Origin of the sequence: Paenibacillus sp. GM2FR (assembly GCF_002803325.1) — a bacterium.
GTDB lineage: Bacteria > Bacillota > Bacilli > Paenibacillales > Paenibacillaceae > Paenibacillus_AQ > Paenibacillus_AQ lautus.
The window spans coordinates 1,123,695-1,140,148 of the sequence record NZ_MKZM01000008.1; the positions used below are offsets into that span (position 1 = coordinate 1,123,695).

Genomic DNA, 16,454 nt, shown 5'->3' on the forward strand with positions numbered 1-16,454 from the left:
TCAGTTCACAACCCTGCGAGGCTAAGTCCGTTGGACCCGGCGCGGCGCGCCTTAAGCCTCTTGGATTCGTAGATACACAAGCGTCATAAGAAATCAGCGCAAATACAAAAAAATTAAAATCGAAAGGAGATGAGGTTATTGCTTTATATATTTAGTGGACTGCCGGGTAGCGGTAAGACCACATTATCATCAGCTTTAGCACGAGAAATAAGTGCTACGTATCTTCGGGTCGATGTCGTGGAGCAGGCTATGCGGGATTCGGGAAAGAGAATCGAAGGACCTGAGGGCTACATTGTGTGTTATGCAATTGCATCGCAGAATCTCCAATTGGGCCTAGACGTGATTGCAGACACAGTTAACCCCATTCAGATTACGCGCCATGCTTGGCGCAACGTGGCGGATTCTCTTGGAACTCCTTATGTGGAAATAGAAGTGATTTGCTCTGACGATAATGAACATAGGCATCGAATTGAAACCCGTGCAGCCGATATTCCAGGCTTTGTTCTTCCGACATGGGAGCAGGTCAGAAATCGAGAGTATGATGTTTGGGACCAAGATCGCATAGTCATAGATACAGCCCATCAAACTGTGGAAGAAAGCTTAAATACATTATTTAAACAATTAGAAGATAGAGTGAAATCTTGAAAAAATTAAATGAAATATTGTTGGCATCTCAAAGAAGGCAAGTACATCTTATATTATTATATTCACGCGGCGGGCCGGCTGACGCCGTCCCTGGGTCCGCCCGAAGCATTTCGAGGAAGTGGATCAGACTGGACACCCCGAAAACCCATTCTTTAATGAAATAATCTTGAAGATAATCAGGTGAGAAATTTGTACACGAGGAGAAAAAACTATGGAAAATAATAAATTACTAAGAATGGACAATATCGGCATCGTTGTAGAATCCCTTGATGACGCAATTTCTTTCTTCGAGGAGATTGGCTTGAACCTCGAAGGGCGAACCACTGTCGAAGGTGAATGGGCTGGTCGCGTAACCGGACTAGGTTCTCAGTGTGTAGAGATTGCTATGATGGTAACCCCGGATGGCCACAGCCGACTTGAACTTTCGCGATTTCTCACTCCACCTACGATATCAGATCACCGGACGGCTCCTGTAAACTCCCTTGGTTATCTACGCGTCATGTTCACAGTTCAAAACATTGACGAGATGGTATCCAGACTTACTAAGCATGGTGCTCAGCTCGTTGGCGAAGTGGTTCAGTACGAAGATTCGTATCGGCTCTGCTACATTCGTGGAACCGAAGGACTTCTAATCGGTTTGGCGGAACAACTCGGTAACAAATAAGCAGCTGCAAATGACGTTTCATAATTATAAAAGCCTTTACTGAAATATACATGGCTGGAGTATAAATTGAAACAGATAAGCAGTGTGAAAGTAACTCGAAGAAGCCAATTACGTCATATAATACCCGATTCACGCTGCGAGGCTGTCGCCCCTTGGTCCTCCCGAGGGTTTTCGAAGAAGTGAATCAGGCGGACAACCCTGCACTGTCTAACGGGTTCGCGGCCGTTCCCTTCGGTCACTTAAGGCAGTGAGGGGGCGTAAATGCAAGAACGTTATATGAAAGGAATGCATATTTGGAGGTGTCACCTTGAAGCAATATCCTTTTGATTGCATTACTCAACTAGTATTTGTAAAAGAAGAAGAGCTTTTACCGGCAGATGTCATCCTTGTTCCCGGAGGAAGTCATACAAAGCCGATGAAGATTGCATGTGATTTATATAAATCTGGATTAGCACCATATATACTTCCATCCGGTGGTCATAATCCTAAGTTAGCAATCACTGAATGGGAATTTCAAAGAGACATTGGTTTGTCACTTGGAATTCCTAAAGAGGCAATTCTTAAAGAGGATCAAGCTAAGAACACATTCGATAATGCAAGAAACTCATGGCAAGTCTTAAAAGAACATAACATTAGTGTCACTCGAGCTATTATAGTTTGTAAATCATTTTTCTCAAGACGTGCATTAATGACTTATCAAACAGTATTCTCGTCAGATATCGTTTTCCAAGTAAAGCAAGATGATTTTAGAATAAGCAAGAATAACTGGTTTTTAAATGACCAAGGTATCAAGTATGTATTAACAGAAGCTGAGAAAATTACTAAATACTTTGGTCATCACATACCAAACTGGGTAAAGAAATTGTCTTAAACTCGAAGAAGGCATTCCCATCATAAAAGACTCATTCAAGCTGGGTGCCAGAAAGCTGCCCCATGGCGCCGAGAGGCATTTCGAGGAAGTGGAACCAGGCGACAACCTGCACCGACTAAGCGCATCGCGGCCGCTCCCGTTGGTCTCTTAAGTCGGTTGGACGTCGTGAATACTGAAAAGTTATCGGAAATTTCCCATGAAAGAGGTTTTTAGTTCGTGGAAACAAGAGTAGAAAAATATAAAAAAAGAAAAAAAGAATTGCAAAAGCAAATTTTAGGTATACCTAGAATGCTATTTTTCCTGATTATCAGCCTTTTTGCATATATGATTTCAATCTTATTATGGGCAAAGTCACTTAGTGGAACTGTTTATTACGATTTGCTGGATACTATTATTACAATAAATTTAATGGCTGTTGGTTTATTTATGGGTCTTTGTTATATGAATTTAAAGTTTTTTATTGTCTTAGTGAAGTCATTATTAAAGATAATGTTTACGGTTTGGATTGTAATAATTGTTCAATTTTCTTCAATGGAACAGCTCGAACAGAATGTCTGGATCATTCTTTCAGCATTCTTTTTTGTATACTTAGAGGTTCTAATAGATATTAATGATTGTTTATTTCAGGTGAAGGATGATTTTAAAGTGCCGAAGTTTAAATTTTTAACATCTACCTTTTTAAAAGATAATTCTATATCAATATCAATTTTGTTTCTAAGTATTATTAATGGAGTTTTGTCTTTCTTTATTATAGATGTATTAGATACGATAAAGGCATTTTAGGGTGCTTCGAGGAAGCGGGAAACTCCCGATAACATTATATCCACGCTTCGGAGCCTGACGGCTCCTCGATCCGCCCGAAGGGGATTGGAAAGGAAGTGGATTCAGGCGGACACATCCGCACCGACTAACCGCATCGCATCCGAACCAGGCGGGTCCTTAAGTCGGTGGGACGTCGGTAATACAGTAACGTTATATGAATTTACCGTAAATCTAATAAACAACTAAAGGAATAAACCAAAAAAAGGGTGTAGTTTATAGTGATTTATCCGAATATTGAAACCGAAAGACTGTTCATGAGAGAACTAAATTTAGATGATGTTGAAGCAGTTTATAAACATTTTTCATTTCCAGAAGTAACAAGATTTATGGACATTGAGGTATGTAAAGATTTGCGAGAGGCAGAGGAGATTATTGCTTTCCATATACACGATTCAGGCTGTAGATATGGGTTATTTAATAAAGAGAATAATGAACGTATCGGGACATGCGGTTTTCATTGCTAGTCAACAGAGAATCAAGAAACGAAAGCTGGAATAATCAAAGCCCACTCAAAGAAAAATCCCACTGGTTAAGTGGGAAGGTAAATCAGAAGTAAGTATAACCGAAATCATGGCTTTCAGTTATCGTTTTGTTTTGTTTTATCGTTACTTCTTTAAGTTTATACTTCTGCAATTTCAGATGGTTCTCAAGGATTTCCATGGTTTCATGATCAAATATCTTACTAAATTGAGCATAATCATAACTATCGACTGTCATGTCGCTATTTGTGTTGTTGGAATAAATATATAAAAAATATTTACCAGCTGGTACATCGTCGATATTATAGTAACCATTGCCATCCACAACTGCTGTATGAATATTGTTGTTGTCTTCTTCAGTTTGTTTGTTGGTTAATGCAAAAAAAGGACTCTTTATTTTGTTGTTTGTGGTTGTTGGGATAAGCGCCACTTTAGCACCGATATCCGGTTTTGTTCCAATGTACTGATTGTACTGCCAGGTGATTGAGCCCTTGATGTTACCAGTTTCCGTTGGAGAGTAGTTACCGAAACTAAAAATTTTATCTTCTTTGGACACTTTGAATTCCTTACCAGTTATTGCCGTGAAGAATTGCGTGGATACCATAGTCTTACCTTTACTTGAGAAAGCAGGGTAAGTAGTTTGTTTTTTCTTTCCATTTAGGGTGTATGTCTTATCATTCAATTTGAATTTAATAGTATTTTCATTTTTCTTAACCGTATAATTCTTTGCTTTTGCATCATATGAGTATGTAATTCCAGATGACTCTGCAAGAGCTTTGATATCTAAATAATTTACTTTGTTTTTTTCTATTACTTCTGCATTAACAAGTATTCCATCTAAAAATACTTGAAACTTAGATGCTGCATGTCCAGTTGCAGGGAAGACCAAGCAAAGCAATAATACGAAACTTAAAAAATGATACAACTTCTTCTTCATGTTTATAAACCCCCGTAGGTTAAATTTGACAATTACAATAGTAACATATTCACCCGACTGAGTATATAGTCTTATATGGCTTGACGTGTTGAGTAGGTATAATTGCACATATCGAATAATAGGGAATTAACTGATGGCTATTTTTTATACTGCAGATACATACTTCTGTCATAAAAATGTTTAGTTATTTGAGTTGAGGGCTATGACTCCAGATAACACTGTATCTACGCTGCGGTCTTTGCCCTTGGTTCTCAATATGTAGTGAGCATAGGAGAAGACTCAGCGAACAACCCTGCGAGGCTAAGTCCGTCGGACCCGGCGCTTTCGCCTTAAGCCTCTCGGGTTCGTAGATACAAAAACGTTAAGCGAAAATCAACGAAAGTTGTATTAAGAATCATATTGACGCTTATTTCAATCAGTAGGGTAAGCCTTCTTGATGTTGGTTCTGTTCAGAAGATAGTCCGTACTGGTTTGATGGAAATCGGCAAGTTTAATTAGTATTGCTGTAGGGATGTCAACTTCACCGCGTTCATAATTGCTGTAGATACGTTGACAACAGTTTAGATAAGCAGCAATTTGTGACTGCGTCAAGTCTTTATCTTCGCGTAGGCTTCGGATTCTTTGGTACATGCCTAACACCTCCATAACCAAGATAATCTAGCGAGTTATTCGCTAAAATATTCTGTGATTAACTTATTGGAGGGAGAGGTAGGGAATGAACAGTATATTGGAGCAATTATATTTTGGAGAAATTAAACCTGAAGAAATGATTGTGCCAAAGAATCTTGAGTACAGATCTATAAATAACGAAATTTCCAACTCGAAGAATCACCTTAAGATGAAGCTATCACAAAATGATATGGAACTTCTTGAAAAAACATTTGATTTACTTAACAGATCTGTCTCAATATATTCAACAGAGGTTTTCATCTATGGTTTTAAAATGGGTGCTCAAATGATTACTGAAGTGTTTGCTAATAGAGAATTGTCTAATTGATATTTATAAACATTTAAAGTTTGTATGAAGGGTATTTTTTAGTTCAAGGATATAGTTGTTCAAAGAGGTCGTTGATTTCAGTTAACAATCCATTCACGCTGCGGCACGCCCTTTGGTTGTCAGATGTATAATCAATCATGGAAGAAGCTCAGCAACACTCGACCCGGCCTAAGATAAGTGCTATCTAAGGCTGGGTCATTTCGTGAATACAGGAACGTTATAAGAAATCCTTAACAGGAGATGAATATGGGTACGAGTCGAATGGGACTCAGCATCTTAGTGGACCCGACCGAGTATGCAAAAAATTTCATAGTTGGCAAAGGAACTTACTTGGTTGCTTATCATAACCAGGGTTATACTAACATTAATGAAACCTATCTTAGGCTGCTTCGTTATGCGAGCATCATAGCTTGGTTTTAACAGGCTATTTCTACGAGGATCTACTACTGGATGAATGATCTATTGTAGATGTAGACTGCGTGCAGATTGAAGACTAAGAGCAGCTTGAATCGAACAAAAAAGTGGTGGTTGAATTGGGGTAACCGTTAAAGATTTACTGCAGCTGCCTTCATTTCGAGGAGCTCAGGTGGTCACTGGAACAAGCAGGCTTCATCAGACCGTTTCCTCTTTATCTGTGTTAGAGGTGGCGGATGTCAATTTCTTCTCGCAAATTATTCAAACCGTTCAAGAAGAGTGGTATGCCGAAGAGCTGGTCATTAGCTCTTTTTATTCCATTAAGGACAGCGTGGAGCAGCAATGCAAAACGGTGCAATATTTGCATGACCTTGGAGAAGTGGGATTGATTTTGTACTATGTTGGCATTGTCATGCCAGATATAGCCGATGAAGTGCTCGAGCTGGCCGAATCTCTGAATTTTATTATCATTTGCATGCCGAGAAACGATTACTCTCTTAGGTATAATGAAGTCATTTATGAAGTCATGGAGGCAATCGTAAGCAATCAGAATGTGAATGAGCATTTCGTGAATGAATCACTGGAAAAGGTCTCGCTGCTGCCGGAACATTTGCGGAGCGTGGAAATTACCCTTAAACTGCTGTCGGACCGGATGAAAGCGAACATCGTTCTGACAAACAGCAACCTGGATATCATCAATCGTGTCATGTGGCCGCGTAATTCATCACTCGATGTTGCGAGTCTAATCCGGTCCATGGCGCCTTCCATTTTGAACGGTAGAGTGGGAGAAGGAGAAGAGCTGGATTCGTCCTGCTTTGTTGAATACAAACGTGTTCACCAAAAAAACGGGGAGGTCCTCTACCTGTTTCTCATTAAAGAGAATACGAAGCTGCCTCCGAAGACGATGGATCAAATCAGCGAGGTGGTGCAGGTGGCCATCAATTTGTGGGGAGACAAGCATAACGAGGTCAGCGAATACGCTTTGGTTAAAGCCATCGTCAATGATGAAAGCGAAAAAATGCGCAGATTGGCCAGTTTGCTCTATATTGACGTTTCCGCCATCCAAATGATGTGGCTCGTTTACATTCGGGATTTGTCGGAGGAAAGAAGGATAAGGGAAGACTTAAAAGCGCATCTCTCGCAATATTATAAAACCGCGGTCATTCAAACGATCGATCACTGCGTTGTCGTGTTGCTAGGGAATTGTTCATATAAATACAATGAGTTTGAAATCGCAGCGGAATATATCGAAACCACGAGTCACACCGCCGAAATATCAAGCATCGTTTATTCTCCAAGGATGCGGAACACACAGGACGTACGCCGAATGTACCAACTCGTCAACGGTGTCTCTAAAGAGGTTCACCGCATCTATCATAACCGCAAACTATTTACCGCGGCTGAAGTCCGTTCCATGAAACGAGCTATAGATCTCAGTAAACAAGGGGAAGAGATCACGGAAGAATGCTTGTCCGTCATCGAGCCGATTATGGACGACCCTGACGCATTGAAAACCCTGATGACTTTTCTTCTGGATGCGAAGGGGGATATGGATGACTGCAGCAAGCTGTTGTTCGTCCACAAAAATACGGTGAAATATCGCATTAAAAAAATTTGTGAGCTCATAGGATATGATGTGACCATAAACTCGGAATCGTACGATGTTTATACCGCCTGCATGGTCTACCGTCTCATCCATAATTAAAAAGTTCCGATGTTTTGTCCAATCAGACAAAAACATCGGATTTTTTTTTGTTTTCTGAAAAAGACGCTGACCACCTTCATCTTTTACAATAAGGAAAAAGTATTCGAATAATCAGCATCCCGAGTTTGTCGGTAGGGAATGTGCTTATTGCAGGCATGGGACTATCGAAGGCATTGCTTGTTACGTTAGCAGGTTGCTCCATGAGGGTGCTGCTCATGATTTTCCAGGGGTAATTAAAGCACGGAATAAGGAAGGACGACGGTGTGTGATCCTTGTTCCCAAGCTTGCCACAGGTACCGAATCAGCCGTTGATCGGGATTGTCATTTCTTTTGTCGTATATTATGCGGGCTATCGTTTATCGGCTCAGAAGACCGTTATATTGGAGGAATCATGAATGAGATATTTAGATAAAGCAGCTGTTGAAAACATCGCCGTCGGCGCAGCATTTCTAGGAACCGGCGGAGGGGGAGATCCTTACATCGGGAAATTGATGGCTCTCTCGGCCATTGAGAAGTTTGGACCTGTAAAACTATGCTCAGTCGATGAGATTCAGGATGAGGACTTTTTCATTCCGGCCGCGATGATGGGGGCGCCTTCCGTATTAGTGGAGAAATTCCCTAAAGGGGACGAGTTTGTTAAGGTTTTTCAAAAATTAGCGAATTACTTGGGAAAAGAACAAATCGCCGGCACGTTTCCGATGGAAGCGGGAGGAGTCAATTCCATGATTCCCATCGTCGTTGCGGCGCAGCTGGGATTGCCTCTGATCGACTGTGACGGTATGGGGAGGGCGTTCCCGGAGCTTCAAATGGTGACGTTTAACCTGGACGGCATTCCGGCGACACCGATGGCGATTTCGGATGAAAAAGGGAACATCGGCATCTTTGAAACCATTGATAATACATGGACGGAACGGCTCGCCAGAGCGGCCACGGTTGAAATGGGAGCCAGTGCTTTAGTAAGCCTGTACCCGGCAACGGGTGCTCAAATGAAGCAAAGCGGCGTTCATCATATTGTGACTCTCTCCGAACAGATTGGAGAAATCATTACATCGAAGAATCGGGACGCGGGCGATAAGCTTCAAGAACTGCTGAAGCTGGTGTCCGGCTATGAGCTTTTCCAAGGTAAAATCGTGGATGTCATCCGGGAAACCAAGGGAGGATTTAACCTTGGTCGAATGCATCTCGAAGGAATCGAGGCGTTTAAAGGCGGAGAGATGAAGGTTCATTTTCAAAATGAAAACCTGATTGCTGTAAAGAACGGTCAAGTGGTAGCGATGACCCCCGATTTGATCTGTCTGGTTGATTACGAAACCTTGTCGCCTGTAACCACGGAGAGCCTGAAATACGGTAAACGCGTACGTGTTATTGGACTGCCCGCTCATGAAAAGTGGAGAACGGAAAAGGGAATCCAGACGGCAGGACCAAGATGCTTCGGATATGATTACGATTATGTTCCTATTGAGGAAATGGTGAAAAAGGCGGTGGCTCAGAATGTATAGAATCGGGATCGATGTAGGCGGCACCAACACAGACGCCATCATTTTGGATGAGCATTATCATCTGATTCATGCGGTGAAAACACCAACAACTATAGATATTAAAACGGGTATTGAAACCTCGCTCCGGAATTTGCTGCAGGAATCGAATATGGATAAAACCCAAATCACGCATGCCATGTTAGGTACAACCCAGTGCACGAATGCCATTGTTGAGCGCAAAAAGCTGGCCCAAGTCGGCGTCATTCGTCTGGGTTACCCGGCAACGGCTTCCGTTGCTCCCTACACGTCCTGGCCTGAGGATATGGTTCAGAAACTGTCGGGTAAATATGCTCTCGTTCATGGCGGTTATGAATATGACGGCCAAGTGCTTGGAGAAGTCGACGAAGCTGAAATTAGAGCTCTTTTAGAGGAATGGGGGAGCAGTGTCGAGTCCATCGCCGTCATTGGTGTGTTTTCATCCATTAAAAATGATCAGGAGCTTCAGGTTCGCGATCTCATCCATCAAGTATATGGACCGGGATTCCCTGTTTCCTGTTCTTCCCTGATCGGTTCGGTCGGTTTAATAGAAAGGGAAAATGCGACCATACTCAATGCAGCATTGTGCAAGGTTATTGAAACGACAACCCAAGGATTTGTGCAGGCGTTAAAAAATGAAGGCATCACAGACGCAGCGGTGTTTTTATGCCAGAATGACGGTACCTTAATGTCGATTGATTACGCCAAACAATTTCCGATCCTGACCATTGCATGCGGGCCAACGAACAGCATACGCGGCGCCTCTTATTTGGCGAAGATCAAAGATACGATGGTTCTCGACGTGGGAGGGACGACATCGGACATCGGGGTTTTGCAGGACGGGTTCCCAAGAGAATCCTCGGTTGCGGTCGAGGTTGGCGATATCCGCACGAATTTCCGCATGCCGGATATTATCTCCGTTGGGCTGGGCGGCGGAAGCATCGTGCGCTCGGAGAACGGCAAAATTACGGTTGGCCCTGACAGCGTAGGATACAAGATTGGACAGGAAGCGCTGGTCTTTGGCGGGCATACGCTGACTACAACAGACATTGCCGTTCGGCTGGGACTCGCGGATGTCGGGGATAAGAGCTTGGTAGCGCATCTGGATGAAGACTTCGCTAAAAAGGTGCAAGCTGAAATTGGAACCATCCTTGAGCAGGCCATTGATAAAATGAAGACATCGTCGGGAGACGTTGAGCTTGTTTTGGTAGGCGGCGGCAGTGTCGTTATACCGGACACGATTCGCGGGGTATCCCATATGATTAAGCCTGAGAACGGGGGCGTAGCCAACGCCATTGGTGCGTGTATTGCTCAAATCAGTGGACAATATGAACAAATTTATATTTATTCTACAGAGCCCCGTGAGGATTCATTAAGAGATGCGCAAGAAAAAGCCGTGAAGCAGGCGGTGCTGGCTGGCGCTGATCCGACTACGGTGGAACTCGTGGGAGTGGAAGAAACCCCGCTGGCTTATCATCCGGGAAATGCGACGAGACTGAGAGTGAAAGTCGTAGGAAACATGAAGTAGAAGAGAGGCTTCACATGAGTTTATAGACTTGTGTGAGGCTCTTTTTTGTTATCGGTGAGGTGCAGTGTGATGCATGGAAAAGAGATTTCACTCATTCTATATGAACGCTAATTTCGGGGAAGTAGAATCTGCCGGACGAATCCGACCGTGTCGGACGCCATGAATATAAGAACGTTAAAGGATTTATGATAAAAGCTTCAATTGAAGAATAAATCAATCCTAGAACATATAGCGGAGCAATAAGTAAAATGAATAAAGTGAAAGGTCCGGCCAACAGGAATGTGGCCGGACCTTTTTCATTGCTTATAACACTTGGTAATGTTGGAGGCTTAACTCGGTTCAATATGAACATGTACGTCATAAACGCCGTGTGTTTCTTTTAGTTCATGCTCCACCTGGTCAGAAATATCATGGGCGACCCGGATATCCAGATTCGACCTGACCAGGATGACGATGTCGACAACCGTGTTGCTGCCATAATTCCTTGCCCGGATGTCTTTGACTCCCTTAACGCCAACCACTTGTTTTACGGTTTCTTTATAGTCTTTGACAATGTTCTCATCGAAGCCATCGGTTAAATGATGAGAGGCATCCCGGAATATATCCCAAGCGGTTTTACATATCAGGAAGCCTACCAATACGGCGGTAAGCGGATCGAGCCATGGCAGATGAAATTGGGCGCCGATGATACCGACGACCGTACCGATGCTGACCCAGGCATCCGACAGGTTGTCCTTGGCAGCCGCCATAACGGCCTGACTGTTTACTTTGGCGGCTAGGCGCTTATTGTAGCGGTAGACCAAGTACATCACAATGGCGCAGCCCATGCCGGTCCATGCGGATATAAGATCAGGCGATGCATGGTTTCCTTCAAACATGGAAGTTACGGCCCCGAACAGGACCTGGATCCCGACGGCCATCATGATGAAGGAAGCAATCAAGGAGGATACCGTTTCCGCTTTCCAGTGACCGTATGGATGATCCCGGTCCGCAGGTTTTTGCGATAATCGCAGTCCGATCAATACAGCAATGGACGCCACGATGTCTGTGGCATTATTTAATCCGTCCGCCAGCAGGGCCTCGGAGTTGGCAGTGTAACCTATCCATAATTTGATTGCAGATAGACAGATATAAGCAATGATACTGATGATCGCACCTTTTTCACCCAATTTTAAATCCTGATAACGTTGTTGTTCCAAATCTAGCCGACTCCTTCCCGCACGCCCCCAAAAATAGTACCTGACTATATTACCAAGCAGAGCAGGGGTGGGTCTAGAGCAACGTTTTTTCCTATCACTTAATAAGTGACAAGGGGCAAAAAGAGTTGCACCAGACTAAGAAAGATAGAGTGAGGCTAGGATGTTGGCACAACAAAATAGCGGGCGAGATCCTCTCTCGACACCGCTATCAATCTTTACATCCTATGCGGGTGGTCCGCCTACGCGAAATACGCTGAATTATATACCAACATTCAATCGCCGCATTTCCACCTGGATTCTTACATAATCTTGTTCAAGTAAAGCATATATTCACCGCGGTTCAGCGGGTTGACTTGTCGCCGTTTATTCACAGGGAAAGGGGCCTGCGCCTTCACGTAGCCTCCTGGTTTAACGGAGAGCATGCCCTCACCGCTTGTCAGAGAATGGACTTCGGCTTTCAGCAAGTCGGTTGTCCGCACGGGGATGGTACCATGCACGTGTACAGCATTATTGTGGAATGTTGGTTCCTGATAGGTCCCTTCCAGTGCCGCCAACTTGGATAACACTTTGCTTAAACTGGTTTCCGGCAGAATGAATTGGATCACGTTCATGGGCTCATATACTTCCGTTCCGGCTTCGTTGAGCGCAGACATGAGGACGAGCGGAGTCAGGCTGCGAAAATCCTTTGCCGTCGAAACCGGACTTGCGTAACCGGTATGCGTCAACGTGACAATCATATCGGTCACGGACCATCCATACAGCCCCTCCTGCAGCACCTCGAACACCGTGTCTTTAATTGCTTTTTGAAAGGATAGGGGGAGGGAGCCCAGCTCCACTTCCAGGCGGTACTGAAGTCCGGTTCCTGACTCGCCGGGTTCGACCCGTATGCCCACCGTTGCATAAAAAGGACACTCGCCCATATATTCAACAGCCTCTCCGGTCGCAACAGGCTTCTCGATACAAATGACCCGCGGAGCTGAAAATACAGCTTCGATGCCGTATTGCTGCTGGATCGTTTCCAGCAGAATTTCTTGCTGGACTTTGCCGAATACGTGGATGATATGTTCCTTGGTTATCGAATCCTGGATATATTGCAGGAACGGATCCTCTTCGGTGAGATCGCTTAGGGCAGTATGAAGTTGATGCTCATACTCTGGATCCTTGGCCGAGACTTGGACTTGAATCGGCGGTTTCTGAAAGTGGACCCTCTTCATCCTGTCGGAAACAGTGCCGATAACGTCGCCCACCTTGAGTTCATCGGTCATGAGAATCGCAATGTCTCCGGCATCGATCTGATTCACCGACATGGATTTGCCATGGTGCAGAGCATGTAGGTGTTTTACCTTGAACATGGTGGTGTTGCCGTTCTGCGTTATCACCGGAATCTCGTCTCGTGCTTGAATACTACCGGCGAACAGCCGGAGGTATACGTTCCGTTCCCCATTCAGAAGTTTGATTACTTTGAACACTAGGCCGGATAACGCTTCATGCTGAAGCACCGAGGCGTCATTAACGGGGAAAAACTCACCGAGCGTTTGGCGCAGCGGCTCGATGCCGATCCCTTTGGCTGCCGATCCTGCAAATAGGGGGTACACTTTACCTTGCTGGGTTTGCCTGCGTAATGCCTCCTGCAGCCGCTCGCGAGTGATGGGAATATCTTGGGCATAGTCGTTCAGCAGATCGTCATTGGCCAATGCCAAAATTTCGATCCAGCCGACGCTATGGGGATCGGCCACGTCCACCCGAACGGCTGCGCTGCCTTCATGAGTTACAGAGCTCATCTCGCAAATATGTTCATCCAGCAGATGCCGTATCATGGTATAGACATTCTGGTAATTCGCGCCCATTCGATCGATTTTGTTCATGAATAGAAGGGTGGGAATCCCTTGTTCTTTCAGTGTTTGCATGAGCACCCGTGTCTGGGCCTGGACGCCCTCAACCGCGGAAATCACCAGAATGACGCCATCCAGCACACTTAGTGAATGCTCGACTTCCGAGATGAAATCGGCATGTCCCGGCGTATCGATCAGATTGATTTTTAGATCCCCCAACATGAAGGATACCGCAGCGGATTTGATCGTGATGCCTCGTCTGCGTTCAATGTCCAGCGAATCCGTGATGGTATTGCCTTGGTCAACGGAGCCCGCTTGATCAATAATGCCGGACCTGAACAGGATTTGCTCCGTTAGTGTGGTTTTACCGGCATCAACATGGGCCAAAACTCCAATATTCAATATTTTCTTCATATATCATAACCCTCATTCGTTTCATGGTTAGTTGTCCTTTCCGTTGGATGTTATCGTTCAATTGCCGCATCAATATCGCCTCCATAATAATAAAGTTACTTCTAGTTTATCCATTGAGAGATATTCGGAATATGTAAACAATGCTTATAACCATTCATTATCTTGCTCTGTATCCGGCAGCGTGCAGCGTCTTATTTGAGTTTACATATTTAATACCGTGAAAAATGGTCGGCATTGGATTAGGATAAAGGCATACACCCTATATGAAGGAGTCTTGCATTTGATAACACTTCATGCCATAGATAAAGACAATTGGGAGGATTGCATCCGTCTTAAACCCACACCTGAACAGGAGAAGTGGATTGCCCCTAATCTATATTCAATAGCGGAAGCTCAATTCATGGAGGGCTTCGAAACGCGTGCGATCTACCATGATGAAGAGATGATTGGATTTGTAATGTATGGTCTGCACCCGCACGATGATAACTACTGGATATACCGGTTTATGATCGACGGTAAGTTTCAGGGACTGCATTATGCCAAACCCGCGATTCGTTTGGTTCTCGAGGAGATTCGGAGCTCGCCGGATACGACGGATGATGTTATGCTATGTTACAAACCCGAGAATGAGCGTGCGGAAAGACTCTATTCCCAAATCGGATTTAAAGAAGCCGGGATTGCCCCTTGGGGAGACGTAATGGCTAAATATAGTTTTATTGAATAGAGAAAAGTCGTGCGTTCAACCATTTCTATGGCAGAACGCACGGCTTTTTTGCTTTATGGGTGCACGATGAATTGAACCTCCTCTAACAATTCAATTACTTCACCGTTTGGGCTGTACACGAGTGCATTTTTCACCAGAAGCGGAGGTTCGCCCAGTAGGAGGGTGCTCGGTTCCTCACAAGGCGTTGCTCCGTATTCAAGTGATGTTGGTGTAAAGGAGAATATGCTATTATACCTAAATAGCAAAGTAACTCGGATTGGATGTCCTTAAATTATAAGGTGACAAGGAGTAACATCGGTTGAAAAGCTTGCTGACTTTCAGGATTCGATTGCAGGCATGGGTCCGTCAAAATCATGAATCAGCCTGAAGAACCTGCTGGAGAACAGAGTGGTATTATGACTAGGGTAGGAGGGGACTACGATTCGAATATTAGCAATTAGCGACATTCATGGCTGCTACGATGAATTCAACCAGTTATTGTCTGACGTGCAGTACAATCCCGCTAAGGACCAGCTGATCTTGCTTGGGGATTATGTGGATCGCGGATTAAGAAGCAGGGAAGTCATTGAGCAAGTGATGGAATTGCGGAATGCAGGGGCTGTCACTCTTCGGGGAAATCATGATCAGATGATGCTGGATGCCATTATGCTTGATACGGATGAAGTGAACTCACGCTGGATTCGCAATGGAGCTCGACATACGATAGAAAGCTACTGCGGCGCCGATTTTTTTGAGGGTAAAATGGATCGTGCCAGATATAACGAAGGTAAAGCCTATATTAAAAACCAGTTTGGGCACCATCTATCCTTTCTCGATACGCTGGCCCTCTATTATGAAACAGACACCCATATATTCGTGCATGCAGGGATCAATCCGGGTGTGGATGACTGGAAGCTGCAGCCTCATCATGATTTCATCTGGATTCGTGATCCATTCTTCAATTATCCGACGGGCCTTATCCAAACGGTGGTGTTCGGTCATACGCCGGCCATGAACTTGCATGATTCGGAGGGGATCTGGTTTTGTGACGAAGGGGACAAAATCGGTATCGATGGAGCGTGCGTGTACGGTAAACAGCTTAACTGCTTGGAAATCACGGAAGAGCAGGAATACCGAACGCATTCTGTTCGCTTCATTCGCAATGATGTGAACGTAGAGGAAGAGAAATGAAATGAACGAATATCTACATGACTTTCGATAGGAGGATCTGTTCATGTTAGTTATGAATGAAAAGATAAAAGCACGCGAAGTAGAACTGACCGGCCTAAACGGCGAAGATCTGGGAGTCGTCTCGAGGGATGAGGCGCTTGCGCTGGCGAAAAGTCACAAAGCCGATTTGGTGTGTACCTCGTTATTCAGCAGTCCCCCGCCATGCAAGCTCGTAAGCCGGGGTCAGGCGAAGCAGGAGGCCGTAAAAGAGAAGAAGGGCCAATCAGCTACATCCGGTCCGATGAAAGTAAAGGAATTCCGTTTGTCCGTACATATTGAAGAGCATGATTATGACACCAAGCTGTCGCAAATGCATAAGCTGCTGGCAGCGGGCAAAGCTGTCCAGCCCGTTATTCGTATTCAAGGCAAGGAGGGCGAAGCCGCCCGCAAGCTGCTTGAGCGACTCGTTCAAGATTTGGCTGAGGCAGGCAAAAAGGAGACGGGCATCCAGGTCAGCGGCAAGCAGGCTACGGTGAAGCTGCTGCCGAACTAAGCTGACG

Annotated in this window: 16 protein-coding genes; 12 read left to right on the top strand and 4 right to left on the bottom strand. The window is 44.5% G+C overall.

Translation table 11 applies throughout. The features are described from left to right. Positions 1-138: 138 nt before the first annotated feature. The 5 genes from PAEVO_RS05425 to PAEVO_RS05445 all read left to right on the top strand — a co-directional run bounded on the left by PAEVO_RS05425 (position 139) and on the right by PAEVO_RS05445 (position 3,466). A complete protein-coding gene (locus PAEVO_RS05425) occupies positions 139-645 on the top strand; it encodes a P-loop nucleotide/nucleoside kinase family protein (RefSeq protein ID WP_100536621.1) in 507 nt (168 codons plus the stop codon). A 211-nt stretch (positions 646-856) separates the two neighbouring features. Then, complete coding sequence (locus PAEVO_RS05430) at positions 857-1,309, top strand: VOC family protein (protein WP_100536622.1); 453 nt, start codon at positions 857-859, stop codon at positions 1,307-1,309. Positions 1,310-1,616: 307 nt separating this feature from the next. After that, entirely contained in the window at positions 1,617-2,180 is a 564-nt protein-coding gene (locus PAEVO_RS05435) for a YdcF family protein (protein WP_100536623.1), read from the top strand. 216 nt (positions 2,181-2,396) lie between these two features. Continuing rightward, positions 2,397-2,963 carry a hypothetical protein gene (locus PAEVO_RS05440; RefSeq protein ID WP_100536624.1) on the top strand — a complete coding sequence of 189 codons (567 nt, stop codon included), beginning with the start codon at positions 2,397-2,399 and terminating at the stop codon, positions 2,961-2,963. 293 nt (positions 2,964-3,256) lie between these two features. Further along, positions 3,257-3,466 carry a GNAT family N-acetyltransferase gene (locus tag PAEVO_RS05445; RefSeq protein WP_243390633.1) on the top strand — a complete coding sequence of 70 codons (210 nt, stop codon included), beginning with the start codon at positions 3,257-3,259 and terminating at the stop codon, positions 3,464-3,466. 82 nt (positions 3,467-3,548) lie between these two features. Here the strand turns inward: PAEVO_RS05445 and PAEVO_RS05450 are convergent, their stop codons facing one another. Next, positions 3,549-4,418, bottom strand: coding sequence for a copper amine oxidase N-terminal domain-containing protein (locus PAEVO_RS05450; RefSeq protein WP_100536625.1), 870 nt, complete (start codon positions 4,416-4,418; stop codon positions 3,549-3,551). Positions 4,419-4,829: 411 nt separating this feature from the next. Next, complete coding sequence (locus PAEVO_RS05455; RefSeq protein WP_481856485.1) at positions 4,830-5,063, bottom strand: helix-turn-helix domain-containing protein; 234 nt, start codon at positions 5,061-5,063, stop codon at positions 4,830-4,832. Between the two features lie 70 nt (positions 5,064-5,133). On the opposite strand from PAEVO_RS05455, the gene PAEVO_RS05460 reads away from it, so the two are divergent. The 4 genes from PAEVO_RS05460 to PAEVO_RS05480 all read left to right on the top strand — a co-directional run bounded on the left by PAEVO_RS05460 (position 5,134) and on the right by PAEVO_RS05480 (position 10,576). After that, positions 5,134-5,415, top strand: coding sequence for a DUF6809 family protein (locus PAEVO_RS05460; protein WP_100536627.1), 282 nt, complete (start codon positions 5,134-5,136; stop codon positions 5,413-5,415). A gap of 586 nt (positions 5,416-6,001) precedes the next feature. Next, positions 6,002-7,534: a PucR family transcriptional regulator gene (locus PAEVO_RS05465; RefSeq protein WP_243390634.1), complete on the top strand. Its 1,533-nt coding sequence runs from the start codon at positions 6,002-6,004 to the stop codon at positions 7,532-7,534. Between the two features lie 395 nt (positions 7,535-7,929). After that, a complete protein-coding gene (locus PAEVO_RS05475) occupies positions 7,930-9,033 on the top strand; it encodes a DUF917 domain-containing protein (RefSeq protein ID WP_100536629.1) in 1,104 nt (367 codons plus the stop codon). Beyond that, positions 9,026-10,576: a hydantoinase/oxoprolinase family protein gene (locus tag PAEVO_RS05480; RefSeq protein WP_100536630.1), complete on the top strand. Its 1,551-nt coding sequence runs from the start codon at positions 9,026-9,028 to the stop codon at positions 10,574-10,576. The genes PAEVO_RS05475 and PAEVO_RS05480 overlap by 8 nt, the downstream gene beginning before the upstream one ends. 329 nt (positions 10,577-10,905) lie before the next feature. Here PAEVO_RS05480 and PAEVO_RS05485 read toward each other — a convergent pair whose 3' ends face one another. Both PAEVO_RS05485 and PAEVO_RS05490 read right to left on the bottom strand, forming a co-directional pair. After that, positions 10,906-11,775 carry a cation diffusion facilitator family transporter gene (locus tag PAEVO_RS05485; RefSeq protein WP_100536631.1) on the bottom strand — a complete coding sequence of 290 codons (870 nt, stop codon included), beginning with the start codon at positions 11,773-11,775 and terminating at the stop codon, positions 10,906-10,908. Between the two features lie 299 nt (positions 11,776-12,074). Then, complete coding sequence (locus tag PAEVO_RS05490) at positions 12,075-14,021, bottom strand: elongation factor G (RefSeq protein ID WP_100536632.1); 1,947 nt, start codon at positions 14,019-14,021, stop codon at positions 12,075-12,077. Between the two features lie 280 nt (positions 14,022-14,301). Between PAEVO_RS05490 and PAEVO_RS05495 the strand changes: the two genes are divergently transcribed. The 3 genes from PAEVO_RS05495 to infC all read left to right on the top strand — a co-directional run bounded on the left by PAEVO_RS05495 (position 14,302) and on the right by infC (position 16,447). Beyond that, a complete protein-coding gene (locus tag PAEVO_RS05495) occupies positions 14,302-14,745 on the top strand; it encodes a GNAT family N-acetyltransferase (protein WP_100536633.1) in 444 nt (147 codons plus the stop codon). Between the two features lie 426 nt (positions 14,746-15,171). Further along, positions 15,172-15,915, top strand: a complete 744-nt coding sequence (locus tag PAEVO_RS05500) for a metallophosphoesterase family protein (protein ID WP_347708123.1) — start codon at positions 15,172-15,174, stop codon at positions 15,913-15,915. A 43-nt stretch (positions 15,916-15,958) separates the two neighbouring features. Next, complete coding sequence (infC, locus tag PAEVO_RS05505; protein ID WP_100536635.1) at positions 15,959-16,447, top strand: translation initiation factor IF-3; 489 nt, start codon at positions 15,959-15,961, stop codon at positions 16,445-16,447. Positions 16,448-16,454: the final 7 nt, after the last annotated feature.

What these genes read in the sequence shown, in the direction of transcription:
- PAEVO_RS05445 (WP_243390633.1), top strand. Translation starts at nt 3,257, where the DNA reads ATGAGAGAACTAAATTTAGATGATGTTGAAGCAGTTTATAAACATTTT.
- PAEVO_RS05450 (WP_100536625.1), bottom strand. Translation starts at nt 4,418, where the DNA reads ATGAAGAAGAAGTTGTATCATTTTTTAAGTTTCGTATTATTGCTTTGC.
- PAEVO_RS05475 (WP_100536629.1), top strand. Translation starts at nt 7,930, where the DNA reads ATGAGATATTTAGATAAAGCAGCTGTTGAAAACATCGCCGTCGGCGCA.
- PAEVO_RS05460 (WP_100536627.1), top strand. Translation starts at nt 5,134, where the DNA reads ATGAACAGTATATTGGAGCAATTATATTTTGGAGAAATTAAACCTGAA.
- PAEVO_RS05430 (WP_100536622.1), top strand. Translation starts at nt 857, where the DNA reads ATGGAAAATAATAAATTACTAAGAATGGACAATATCGGCATCGTTGTA.
- PAEVO_RS05480 (WP_100536630.1), top strand. Translation starts at nt 9,026, where the DNA reads ATGTATAGAATCGGGATCGATGTAGGCGGCACCAACACAGACGCCATC.
- PAEVO_RS05455 (WP_481856485.1), bottom strand. Translation starts at nt 5,063, where the DNA reads ATGGAGGTGTTAGGCATGTACCAAAGAATCCGAAGCCTACGCGAAGAT.
- infC (WP_100536635.1), top strand. Translation starts at nt 15,959, where the DNA reads ATGTTAGTTATGAATGAAAAGATAAAAGCACGCGAAGTAGAACTGACC.
- PAEVO_RS05490 (WP_100536632.1), bottom strand. Translation starts at nt 14,021, where the DNA reads ATGAAGAAAATATTGAATATTGGAGTTTTGGCCCATGTTGATGCCGGT.